This is a genomic window from Paenibacillus rhizoryzae, assembly GCF_059686995.1.
Map to the genome: position 1 here is coordinate 315,130 of NZ_JCAALT010000005.1, position 13,268 is coordinate 328,397.

Consider the following 13,268-nt stretch of genomic DNA (forward strand, 5'->3'; position numbering starts at 1 on the left):
TATCGACACGAAAATGATTATATTAATCAATAAAATGATAGATAATAACAATTTTCAATATTTTTTCAAAAAAAATGCGCCAATTAAAGATTGAAATTGTTAAATGAGCTACCTACAAACGACTAAAAGAGTGGAGCATAATGAGACTTATCATGCAGACTGGTTGAATATGGTTCTCGCATGTTGCTTTACACCATAATTGTAAGCGCTTCAAATGTAGGTGCAATGCCAGAAATCCAACTAAAGGAGCACAGAGAATGCCGAGAAAAACGAGAAAAACCTCGCAAGTCATTTCTTCAATTGCTATTGGCAGCATGTTGCTATCAAGCACAGCAGCTTTTGCAAGTCCTTCTCAAGATGTCTCTACGCAAGGACCAGCGAAAGAAGATGTCTCTACTCACTGGGCAGCGAAAGAACTGCAAAAATGGTCATCCATTGGCTTATTAAAAGGCGATGCTAATGGCAATCTAAACCCTAACGAGGCTATTACTCGTGCGGAATTTATTACGATTCTGGATCGCGTTTTCAATCTTCAAAGCACGGCTGGTTCCAAAACTTTTGCCGACTCTCATCCTGGCGATTGGTATTATGCAGAGCTTCAAAAGGCTTCTGCAGCCGGATTACTAAACGGTGATGCAAGCAACAATGCGAATCCTAAAGCTGCAATTACTCGTCAAGAAGCTGCTGCACTGATTTCAAGAGGATTCCAAGTAGTTGCTGGTACAAATAACACTACTTTCAGTGATTCTTCGGCGATAGCCAAGTGGGCTTCAGAAGCCGTTTCTGCTCTTGCGTCTAAAGGTTATCTAAACGGAAGAGGCAAGGGTAATTTTAATCCTCTTGCTACGATTACCCGTGCCGAATCGTTCGTAATGACGGATCGCGTGATGGGGACGTTAATCAGAACGCCAGAGGATCTTGCTAACCTGCCGTCTACGATTATTGGAAACGTTACCATAGCTCTTCCCGGCGCTGTTCTGAAAGATCTTACTATTTCCGGCGATGTTTATGTCATTGATGCTGCGGCGACATCTCCCGTTGTTTTGAATCACGTCAAGGTAACCGGCGATCTTAGTGTTGTCTCTGCGAAAAGCTTAAATCTAGTGGGCTCCTCCGTTTCCGGTACAACGAATGTAAGAGATACTCAATCTGTTACATCGCTTAACCTGGACGCCGACTCCTCACTTAACACACTGGTCCTGAATACATCTGCAAATGTTTCCGGTGAAGGCAGCATTCAAACAGCTATCATCAATGCGAACGGAAGCACAATCACCCAGCAGCCTGTTCACGTTACAGTAGCTGCTGACGTTTCATCTATTGTTGCTGGTAAGACTATAACCGATTCAACTCCTGCTGGCGGAGATATTGGCGGCGGTACTGGCGGTGCTGGTGGCAGTACTTCTAACGATTCCACGCCTGTTGTTCCTAGTATTTCTACTGGAACCACGGTTAGTATGTACAGCACTCAAATTACTCATTTGCAGCCTGCAGGATTGAATCTAACCCAACCGATCAAATGGACAACCTCTGATCCGTATGTGGCCTATGTAGACACGATCGGTAACGAGGCTGGCAATTATGCCGGTAAACTGATTGGCGTTTCCGCAGGAACAGCCACGATTACAGGCGTACAAGGCGGCACGACCGTCAAGGTGGCTGTCAACGTAAATAATGATCCGCAACTAGCGACTAATTTAGAAAAATTGGTTTACTATTACCAAGCTGGCGACAGTCAGATTCCAGCTTTTCCTAATGTTGCGGCACTCAATAACACAAGCCTTACTCCCCCTACCGGAAAAACCTGGCCTGCGTCTAGCTATGCCGGATACCTTGAAGGCTCAAATGGCGTCAAATGGATGTTGGCTTCCGACATGCATTCCGTCACGCTGTACGATCCGAACTTGAATCCGATCGACCAAATTCAATACCTGCAAGGCGGCAGATATCTGCCTCAAAATGCATCCGGCGCCACTCAGCCTGTCAGTAAGATCATGACAGATGGAAACGGCGGGCTTTGGATCCAAGACGCCGATGGAGATGCGACTCACATCGTAAGAAAACAGGTATCCCTTAGCGGCAAAGCTATGCTTGAGCAAGAGATCATGAGAAATTTTGATGATCGATTCGGCATGACAAGCAATGATACCAATACCACCTCCTACGCTAACAAAATTGCTGCGATCATGGGCAAGAAAGATGCCAGTGACCTTGACTTCAAGGTTGAGGTTGGTGATAATGACGGTTCGATTACGGCTACTTTCGGCAGAAGCCAAATTTTCTACTATAAGAACATGCTGAGCAAATACGGTCCAAGCGATGAGCGAACTAAAGATGCGCTGAAAGCTGCTACTCGAACAACAGAGGCTGCTGCTTTACTGCCTTATATTTCCGGCAGACAAATGAAAGTGCCAGCCAAAGAAGAGGCAAAATCTTATATTCTTCAGCTGCTAGGCGCTAACCTTGACGGATCTGATGAAGGTAAGCCGGTTTACCTGAATACTAACGGAAAGTATACGTTAACCGATACGGGCAAACCTGCTCCAGATGGTTTCTTGCCTCGTACCTTCACCGTAATTCCGAAAGGACAAGATACTTCTAAGCTGGGAGACAGCGCATTCTTACAAAAAGGTGCGGGTACAGCAACAGATATCAATGGTAAAGAAGTAGCCTATTCTAAGCTTATAAATGTGAACGTCTCTGCGGCTAAAGAACAAAAAAATCAATACAGTGCTTTGAAAGCTTACGATACCGTTCCTGTTCCGCAGCGCTTGTCCAAGCTGTATGATCCAAACGGAAACATACCTGAAAACACGATTTATTACAAAGACTCCACAAGCTCTGATGAGTTGAACAATGACGTTTCGTTCTATACGCTCGCGTATCAGACATTCAGAAATACAGATCCGGAGCTCGCTTCTCTGCTGAAAACAGCAATTGTCACGATTGCCAACCATACCATCATCAACAATTACCACATCGCAGGTATCAGTGCGAACAAGAGCCGTGATTTGTATCCTGATTATCAAACCGGCGGTACTAAATCAAGCATAGGCTTCGTAAATTCGGGCAACGGTTTGAATGTGCCTAACTATCACACGAGATGGGGTAACTTCGAACCGGAGTTCATGGATGGAGCTAGCGATCCGATCGGCGGGTCCGACTATGAGGATGGTCCGCTGAATATGGCCATTGGTCTGGAAGTCCTCCAGCTCGCCATGATGGTTGATAAGGATACCGCAATTCCTTATTACAATGGAAACGGATATTATACGCCAAAGCCTATCGATTTCATGGAAGAGTATCGTACGCTGGTCGACCCTGTTAAATATAAAGAGAGATACCCGCGCGCTATTAACTCTACTTCCGCTCTCGATACGATGCAGCAATACATGACGAGATATTTCAGCATCGCTGAGCATAACGGTGATGACTTCGGCGCGCCTGGTACGAGCTTCGAGGCCTACTTGAATACAGGCGATGAACACAAGATGATTAACATTATGTACTCGCTTGTCAATACAATGCCCGATGATCCCGACCCTGCTGTTCTACAAGCTTACAAAACGACATTCGATCAATGGTGGTATAACGTCAAAAGATATAGAGACGCGTGGGCAACCTATTATCATGCGCTTATCCTGGCAAAATTCAAGCAGTTGGGCATTGATGTATCCCATGATGAGGTAGATATCGCTGGCGCTAACCATAGCTTAAGCCGCTTCCCAACTAATGGCGGACACTGGGATGTTGACAATACGGACCGAACGGATGTCACCTATTTGATTTATGGCGACTCTACCGGATGGATGGACCAGGCATTGCCAAGAGATGAAATGCGCAGCTATACGGTCGGTGAAGATTTGTTCGATCCAAACCAAGGCGGCAAATTGTCCCTATACAACCAAGTTGCGTTCGTCCTGCCTCATTGGATGTCCATTCTTCCTGAAAATATTCAAATGATCCATACTTTAGGCTCAAATGCAAAACCTAATAACGGCCCTGCTCCCGCTATTAAAGATGCTGCCACTAATGCTGCAACAGTTAACCTGACTTTAAACGTCGGTGAACAAAAAACACTAAACGTTACCGGTACTGAAAACGCTTATGTGAAGAACATCATCTGGAACACAAGCTCATGGACGCAAGATACACAAACGATTGACTTGAAAAACTTGTATTCTTATGATGCTCTTGAGCAGAAGCAATTCTTCCCGGCACAAGTAACTGCCGTACAGCCTGGCACAACAACGGTTACAGCATTGACTGCCGATGGATTCTCTCCTGCACCGAAAACCGTTGTTTATAACATTACAGTTGTAGACCCTAATTCGAGTGCAACCGCAAAGGATCTCACTCAAGTTACCGCTTCTGATTTTGCATATCCTGCTTGGCTTCAAGAAGCCATGGCGGAGCAAGATCTGAATACAAATGGACACCGGAGTGTATCAGTTGCCTATTCTTCTTCTGACGAAACAGCAGGCACAGTCGACCCTGCAACCGGCACAATCACATACTTGACTGATATTCCATTCAATGTCATGGCTACCGTTACGTATAGTGATATGACGATAAATGGAGACCCAATGTTTGAGAAGAGCCATGTGTTGACGTTTGTATGTCCTGTGTTTACTAATTTACCAATTGTAAACCTGCAAAGCACAAAGATCACTCATCTACAGCCTGAAGGGTTCGACTTGACGCAGCCCATTAAATGGACAACGTCTGATCCATATGTAGCGTATGTCGACACAGTCGGCAACGATTCCGGCAATTATGCCGGCAAAGTGCTAGTCGTTTCTGCCGGAGCATCTAGAATTACAGCTGTTCAAGGCGCAAAAACCGCTACGTTTATTGTTAACGTGACCAATGACCCTGCTATCGCGACTAACTTAGAAAAGCTCGTTTACTACTACAGTGTCGGGGACAGTGAGATTCCCAAAATCTTTAAAACCGCAACACTCAATAACACAAGTGTGGAAGCGCCTGCGGGAAGAAGCTGGCCTGCGGCAAGTTATGCCGGATACCTTGACGGCTCAAACGGCGTAAAATGGATGATGGCTTCCGATATGGCTTCCGTCACGCTGTATGATCCGAACATGAGCAATCCAAGCGATCAAATTCAATACCTGCAAGGCGGAAGATATATTCCGCAAAATGCAGCTGGCTCGACTCAAGCGATCAGCCAAATAATGACAGACATTGATGGCGGTCTTTGGATTAAAGACGCTGCCGGAAATGCGACTCACATCGTAAGGAAACAGCTTTCGCTTCAAGCCAAGGCGCTGCTGCAAGAAGAAGTTTCCAGAAACATTATCGATCGGTTCGGCTATCAATCCGGCGGGGGCTCTATTGGTTTTGCTTCGCAAGCCGATAAGCTTGCGGCGATTATGGGAAACAAAGACCAAACCGATATTGTGCGCGGCTTGAATGGCACTGATAATGACGGAACTTGGACATCTTTGTACGGCATGGGAGAGCTTGCGCGCTATAACTACATGAGAGCCACATACGGCGAATCGGATGCTAGAACGATCGATGCCAAAGCTTCAGCTACTCGCGCAACTGAGGCTGTTACGCTTCTGGCTTATATTTCCGGCAGACAGCTGAAGGTCCCTGCCAAAGAGGAAGTTCAGCCTTATGTACTGACGCTGCTGCATGCTAACCTAGATGGATCTGACGAAGGCAAGCCCGTATTCATGAAAGCGGATGGTACCTTTACGCTTGATCCTAACGGCAACCAACCTGTTCCGGACGGTTATATCTCTCGTTCTTACGATATTGGACCGGATGCAACTACCCGTCCTGCCGTTATGCATGATTCGAACCGCTGGCTGCACAAAGATGCCGGCACAGCTGTAGATATCAATGGCAATACAGTACACTACGCGGCACTGCTCGATGCTTCCAGCAACTCCAACAGCACGAACTATGCTGCGTTGAAATCTTATGCCAATATGCCTGTTCCTGAACGTCTCAGAAAGTTATACGATCCGAACCTTAATATCGCCGACAACAGAGTTTATTACAAGGACGATACAAGCTCTGACGAACTGGTTGCGGATTACGCGTTCTATAACATGGCTTACGACACATTCAAGACGGTAGATCCGGAGCTCGCCGGCCTGATCAAAACTGCAGTTACCGCCAATATGAACAGCATTATCATTAATAACTACTATCTGGCAGGTTTGGGACCTCGTATCGCGATTTCTCCGGATTTCAGAATCGGCGGCTCCAAATATGACGACGGCTTTACAACTCAAGCAAGCGGTAATGGTCTTAACTTCCCTGCCATTCCATCGAAATGGGGCAATTTCAACCCTGAGTTCCTGGATGGTTCCAATAATATTTGGGGCAGAAGCGACTATGAGGATGGTCCGTTGAATGCTTTGATTGTTTTCGAAATGCTTCAGACGGCTATGAAATTTGCGAAAGACAACTCCGTAGCCGCATATTCGAATGACACATTCAAATCGCCGACTCCGCTTGACTATGAAGCTGAATTTAACACCATGGCTACATCCAGCCTGTACAAGGAAAGATATGCAAATACACCTAACTCGACTTCCTTACTGGATATGATTCAACAATATCATAGCCGCTATTTCGGAATCTCCGCCCATAACGGCGACGATTTAGGGGTACCGGGCGTTTCATTCGAGAACTACCTCAACTATTCCGATGAGGAAGAAGAAGCTAGCGTATTCTTCGGAATCGCAGCCACACTGCCTGATCAGGTACAACCGGATGTTCTGAATGCGTATCATAATGCCATTAATCAATGGTGGTATAACGAGAAGAGAAGCAAGAACCCGTTCCTGACCAATTTCTACGCTGTATCGTTAGCTCTTTTGAAAGCCAAAGGTGTAGATACCAGTACGGATCAGGTGGATACCGATGCCGCTGCTTGGGCGCTGACGCGTATGCCGAGCAACCTCGGATATTGGGACGTAAACGCATCTGGCAGAAATGATGTAACGAAACTACTCGGCGGCGCTGCCAACGATAGCTGGGTTGACCAGCTGCTTCCTCGAGATGAATTTAGAATGACGAAATACAACGGAACTTGGTTCGATCCAGATGGCGGCAACGATATAACAGCCATGGAATCTTCAACCGCAATATCGACGCCTTTCTGGTTCGCTATGGATCCTACGAATGCAGCGCTTATCGCACAGCTGGGCAATGCGGCGACTCACCCTGTCAACGCTCCAGTTCCTGCTATTAGCGATGCGGTTACGAGCACCAAGGACGTAAACATTACGCTGCAAGTCGGAGAAAGCAAAAACTTGGACGTTACAGGCAGTGAAAGCTCCTATATCAAAAACATTTCATGGGTTACAGATTCTTGGAATGACGAGAATAACCAAACCCTGGATCTGAGAACAAGATATGAAGCTGCTAAGAATGCAACGCTCTACGGTGCCGTCATTACCGGTTTGAAAGCCGGTACGGCTACAGTTACCGCCATGACTAGCGACGGAGGCTTTGCTGCTCCACGTACCGTCGTTTACCATGTAACGATTGTCGATGCTAATGCTACGGCGGATGCTACATTGCCAGCTAATGTTTCTGACGCTCAGTTTGCTTATCCTGCATGGCTTGCAGCTGCGTGGACTGATGCTGACAAAAACACGGATGGTCACTCGTATATTTCTGTGAAATATACTTCTAGCAACACTTCTGCAGGTACTGTAAATCCATCAACCGGAATAATCACTTACTTGAATAACACTCCATTCAACATCATAGCTACTGTAACGTACAGCGATATGACAATAAATGGGGATCCCATGTTTGAGAAGAACAGTCATGTAATGACGTTTGTATGTCCCGTTCAAGATCCGCCCGTAAATATTAATTAATATCGCTCGTGTAGTAAAGGAATAACAAGACATCTTCGATTATGATGTCACTAAAGAAGCCTTAGTCCGGTAATCCGGACTAAGGCTTTTTAGTTTTGCCTATGCCCATGCTGGGCGTACTACCACAAAAAGGCGCTGACCGCAGCCGGTCAGCGCCTTTTTCCCCGTATCATTTTTGATAATGCGATGGCTGAAGGTGCGCTTGCCGCCCCTTCATTTGCTTGGCGCTTAGCTGTTGCGGCGCTTGCAGCGAAATCACTTCATCATGTGCGGAGATGCTTTCCATAGCAAGAAGCAGCTTCTCCTGATTTGAGTTTTTGAAGCTGAAATGAAGATCGATAACCTGTCCGGTTTCTCCGCTGCTATCCGATTTCTCATCTTTCTTGGTATAGAATTTGTAGATGGACAAACCGCTTCCCTCGAAAGCGGACACGATGCTCCCAAGACTGCCGGTCCGCAAGTTTACCTTCACTACGATCTCCTGTACGCGTTTAGCGTGCATCCAATGCTTCTCCAGCTTGTTTAACCCGAATAAGCTTACTAATACAAATACAGTCGATACCATAGCAACGAAGTAAAACCCTGAACCCACGCACAGACCGATCGCGGCTACCACCCAGATGGAAGCCGCCGTCGTCAGCCCGCTTACCGACGAGCCATTGCGAAGAATAGCCCCGGCGCCGAGAAAGCCGATGCCGCTAATCACTTGCGCGGCGAGTCGCGCCGGGTCCAATCTTACGTTGCTCTCGGTAACGAATTCTGCAAAGCCGTATATCGACAACAGCATGATGATCGTTGAACCGATGCATACGAGTATATGCGTCCGAAATCCGGCAGCATGATTACTCCACTCCCGCTCCAATCCGATCAGTCCGCCAAGCGCGGTCGCGCAAAGAAGACGCAACACCATTTCCGTATGCGAGATATGCCATACATCCGACATGCCTTTCCCTTCTTTCGCCTTCGACTTCTTATTCAGCAGTGCATGGAATGCCCAAATCTTGTGCTCCCGGATTAGAGATGATTAATTCCGGATTATACCGCTGAATGAAGTCATAGCCAATCCGAGCACGGCGAACCCGCTCTCTAGAGAGCTTGACAACGGTATCTTCCAGATGCGTGCCCGACGGATACACATTAGGCGCGTTGCGTAAACCAAACTTCACATATACCGGAGCGGCCACCCGAATAATTTCGCAAATGTCATAATAACGAATGAAGCCACCGAAGTCGTCGGGAACCTCGATATAGAGATCGATCGGCATATCGACCGCTTGACGGATAGCGGATAGTTTCGCTAGCGTCAGATCGGTCGGAACGTTGTACGTATCTGCCCCTAATTGCTCCATCAGTCGTACGGAGATCGGATTACAGGCTCCCATTGACACGGATACTTTGACGACCAGATCGGCTGGGAGCTCCCCGGCTTTCTTAAGCTCGTTCACAGCCCACAGAACACCCTCATCGGCCACGAGAATGCCGCGAATGCCGTGCTCGCAAGCCCGCTTCACATCCTCAATGGAATAAACAACCTGATCCATGCCCGATGCGCGCAGACCGATGCTCTTCCCGCCGGCATTGGCGGACTGAGCGTATATATCGAAAGAGGCCCGCGGACCCGTAAAGAGGCTGACTTCGATCTGATGCTGATTGGCGATTCTCGCCATATCCTTAAGCTCTTGATCCAGAAGAAGCATGATTCCGCTGCCTTGGGAAACGCGGTGCACGGGAACTGCAAACTCTTTCGCGGCATCTACGACCGCTTGCAGAGAGGCCGGTCCCTCTACGGAAGGAATCTCGATCCGGTATTGCGCCCCATCGGGAAACCTCTTCGTGGAGCTAGGCAGGTCGTGCATATCCCCATCCGGCAGTGCCAGCTTGCTCAAAAACTGCTTCGTCTCTTGCATCAGAATGAAACCTCCTAAGATTGACTCATATATTCCTGTATAAATTGCAAATACACCTGCGCCGTTTGCTCTAAATCTGACAGACGTACGAATTCCTTGTCTCCATGCGAGCTGCTTTGATCGGGACCATGGCAAACGGTAGGAATACCGAGTCCGTTGACGAAGAATCCCGCATCAGTGACCACCTTCTTGCCAACCAACGGAAGCTCCGCGCCTTGAACCTTGTGCATCGCTTCTTGAAGCGCAGATACGGCTGGGTCGTGCTTATCAATCCGATAGCCATCCCTGACCTTGCGCAGGTCCAGTTCGATGTTTACTTGGTACTGCTCGGCAATCTCATCCAATACTCCGCGCAATTCCGCCTCTACTTCGTCGAAGGAGATAAGCGGATCGATTCTTCGAACGCCTACAAGATCTGCCCGATTGGGATGCTGATTGTAAAATTGCCCGCTGTGCAGCGAACCGATAAAATACGAGGCATAACCAATATCTTCGATGTAATGCTGCTCCAATTGGAGATTTAGCTCGTTTAGCCTGCGAACAATCTCGGCGGCTACCGTAATCGGGTGAGGGGTGCCCGGAGCCGTATAAAGCTGATGGGACGGATCTCCGTCTCTGCGAATCATGATTTCGAAGGTAGCCGACCCCAATTGCGCTATCGTGCAATCGTATCTTGCCCCCTCCATGACAATAGCCGCATCGGCATGAAGCTTGACGTTATCGATCAAAGCGGCGAGATCTTCCCCTCTTCCGCCAGGGCTCTCATGCATACTGTTGGCAACGATGATCACCTTACCGGGCAGCTGTGCTTTGTTCTCGCGCAGCACGCGCAGCACTTCAACGATGCACGCAAGGGATCCCTTCATATCGCAGGCGCCTCTCCCGTGAATAATCCCATCTTCAAGCCGAGCCGGCTCATGCTCCAGCGGGACCACGTCCATGTGTCCATTGAACAAGATCGTCTTCCCTGTCCCGGATAAATCGCCTTCGAAAGTAGCGACAAGTGTTGGATTATTAGGAATGAATTCATAGCGTTCTACTTTGCAGCCCGCTTCCACGAGCATGCTTTCATACGCCGTTGCAACTATCCTTGTATCTCCGGTCGGGCTTGCAATGCTGACCAAACGCATTGTATCCGCCGCAATTCGCTCCGCATCGATTTGCTGCCAAAGTTTCTCCATCTCGCCTCGGTCCCTCCCTCTAAATTTCGCCGGCATTCGCCAAATGGCCGCCATCGACGATCAACGTCGTTCCCGTAATATACGAGGACTCGTCGGAAGCCAGAAATAAGAACGCGTTCGCCGCTTCCTCAATCGTCCCCAATCTCCCCATAGGCGTCCTCGATGTAATCGTTGGAATCGAAGGATCCTTCTTCCGCAGCTCACGGTCCAGCGGTGTGTCAATAAAGCCCGGCGCAACCGCATTGACTCGAATGCCGTATTGGGCCAGCTCTACGGCCAGCGATTGCGTCAGCAGCACGCCTCCGCCTTTGGAGGCATTGTAATGCGCAAGCTTGGAGCTGCCGCTCAATCCGTTTTTGGAGCTCATGTTCACGATACTTCCCTTGATTCCCTGAGCGACCATTCTGCTCACAACCTGCTTCGTCAGACGGAATACCGCGCTTAGGTTGACGTCCAGGATCCGCTCCCAATTCTCATCGGAAATGTCCAGGAACGATTCGCGAACGGCGATTCCCGCATTATTGACCAGAATGTCAACTGCTCCGAAACGGGAGAAAATGAGCTCCACCGTCTCCGTTAAGCGCTGCTTGTCTCGTAAGTCACAAGCGAATGCGAGAATATCATAGCCTTCGTTCCTCCACTGCTCCGAAGCCGCCAGCATAGCCGATTCGTTATGGTCGATGACGGCGACTAAGGCGCCTTCCCGCAGGAAGCGATCCACGATCCCATGACCGATTCCTTGCGCGCCGCCCGTCACGATCACGCGTTTGCCTGCTAATCGCATCAGAATTACCTCCTCTACTCTATGCTTGAATCCATATACGCTAAGGCTTCATGAACACTGTTTTGATGGACGTATAGAATTCGATCGCCGCTTGCCCCTGCTCCCTTGAACCGGAGCTGGATTGCTTCATGCCACCGAACGGGGCTTGCAGCTCGACGCCCGCACTCTCGGCATTTATGCGAACAAGGCCGGCGTCCATTTCACGTATGAATGTCATCGCACGGCCGACATCTCGCGTGAATAAGGAGGCGCTCAAGCCATACCGCGATCCGTTGGCCACGTGCAGCGCTTCCTCGAGCGTTTCCACTTTCATCAGCGCCAGCACGGGACCGAAAATTTCCTCTTGCGCAATTACCATACCCGGCTTTACATGCTCGAACAGCGTAGGCAGCACGTAGAAGCCTTGCTCGTAATCTTCTCCTTGCATTCTTGAACCGCCGTGAAGCAGAGTCGCACCCTCGGCAGATCCCTTCTCGATATAGGAAAGCACGGTCTCCATCTGGTTTTCACTGGCGCAAGGCCCCATCCACGTATCCTGAACCATCCCTGGACCGACCTTGATCTGTCTTACTTTGTGAAGCAGCTTTTCCTTAAAAGTCTCGTAAACACCGCTCATAACAATAACCCGGCTGGTGCACGTGCATTTCTGCCCCGTTGATTTCAAGCCGCCGCTGATCGTTGCGTCCACAGCCATATCGACATCCGCATCGTCGCAGACGATAACCGGGTTCTTCCCGCCCATCTCCAGCTGGTATTTCGCTCCGCGCGCAACCGCACCGAGTGCCACTTTCTTGCCGACGCTATCCGAACCGGTGAAGGAAATGCCGTCGACGTCCGGATGATCGATAATGCCTTGCCCGATAACCGAGCCGGAACCCGTCACAAGGTTCAACGCTCCAGCGGGCAGCCCCGCTTCAGCGAAGCATTCCACAACCTTCGCCGCCGTGACCGCCGCATCTTGCGCTGGCTTGAAGACAACCGTATTACCGTACACGAGTGCCGGAGCTATTTTCCAAATCGGAATCGCCACAGGGAAATTCCAAGGGGTAATCAATCCGACGACGCCAAGCGGCTCGCGAGTCGTAAACATCAAGCCGTCCGGATCGGTTGACGGGATGACGTCACCGTTCTTCCGCATTCCCTCTCCGGCGTAATAACGAAGAATCGCTACCCCCCGGGCAGTCTCGCCTCTTGCCTCTGCCAACGTTTTGCCCATTTCTCTCGTCAGCGTCTCCGCAATATCGGCTATTCGGCTTTCAAGTACGTTCGCTGCTTTGAATAAAAAGTCACCTCTTGCCGGTGCGGACAATTTACGCCAGGACGACGCGGCTCTTCTTGCGGCGGCAACGGCTTGATCCAAATCCTCCTTGCCAGACTTCTGGCAGTAGCCTACCGTTTCATGGCGGTCGGCTGGGTTGATGCTCGCTTCTACATTTCCGGATACCGAAGCCGTCCAATGACCATCGATATAGTTGCCGAATGTTTGCTTTTCTGTTTGAACCGTCACAGTCTAATCCTCCTCTATAGA

6 protein-coding genes are annotated in these 13,268 nt (G+C 49.1%); 1 reads left to right on the forward strand and 5 read right to left on the reverse strand.

Annotation, left to right across the window (positions count from 1 at the left end; translation table 11 throughout):
* Nucleotides 1-257: 257 nt before the first annotated feature.
* Nucleotides 258-7,868, forward strand: coding sequence for an S-layer homology domain-containing protein (locus AC6ESO_RS16920; protein ID WP_497092376.1), 7,611 nt, complete (start codon nucleotides 258-260; stop codon nucleotides 7,866-7,868).
* 169 nt (nucleotides 7,869-8,037) lie between these two features.
* Here the strand turns inward: AC6ESO_RS16920 and AC6ESO_RS16925 are convergent, their stop codons facing one another.
* Genes AC6ESO_RS16925 through gucD form a run of 5 tightly spaced genes read right to left on the reverse strand, consistent with a single transcriptional unit; the run spans nucleotide 8,038 to nucleotide 13,247 of the window.
* Entirely contained in the window at nucleotides 8,038-8,811 is a 774-nt protein-coding gene (locus AC6ESO_RS16925; protein WP_497092377.1) for an MgtC/SapB family protein, read from the reverse strand.
* Between the two features lie 28 nt (nucleotides 8,812-8,839).
* Complete coding sequence (locus tag AC6ESO_RS16930; protein ID WP_497092378.1) at nucleotides 8,840-9,775, reverse strand: U32 family peptidase; 936 nt, start codon at nucleotides 9,773-9,775, stop codon at nucleotides 8,840-8,842.
* 14 nt (nucleotides 9,776-9,789) lie between these two features.
* Nucleotides 9,790-10,956 (reverse strand): M20 family metallopeptidase, encoded by a 1,167-nt coding sequence (locus AC6ESO_RS16935; RefSeq protein WP_497092379.1) that lies wholly within the window; start codon nucleotides 10,954-10,956, stop codon nucleotides 9,790-9,792.
* 19 nt (nucleotides 10,957-10,975) lie between these two features.
* Entirely contained in the window at nucleotides 10,976-11,740 is a 765-nt protein-coding gene (locus tag AC6ESO_RS16940; RefSeq protein WP_497092380.1) for an SDR family NAD(P)-dependent oxidoreductase, read from the reverse strand.
* Between the two features lie 40 nt (nucleotides 11,741-11,780).
* Nucleotides 11,781-13,247 (reverse strand): alpha-ketoglutaric semialdehyde dehydrogenase GucD, encoded by a 1,467-nt coding sequence (gene gucD / locus AC6ESO_RS16945; RefSeq protein WP_497092381.1) that lies wholly within the window; start codon nucleotides 13,245-13,247, stop codon nucleotides 11,781-11,783.
* Nucleotides 13,248-13,268: the final 21 nt, after the last annotated feature.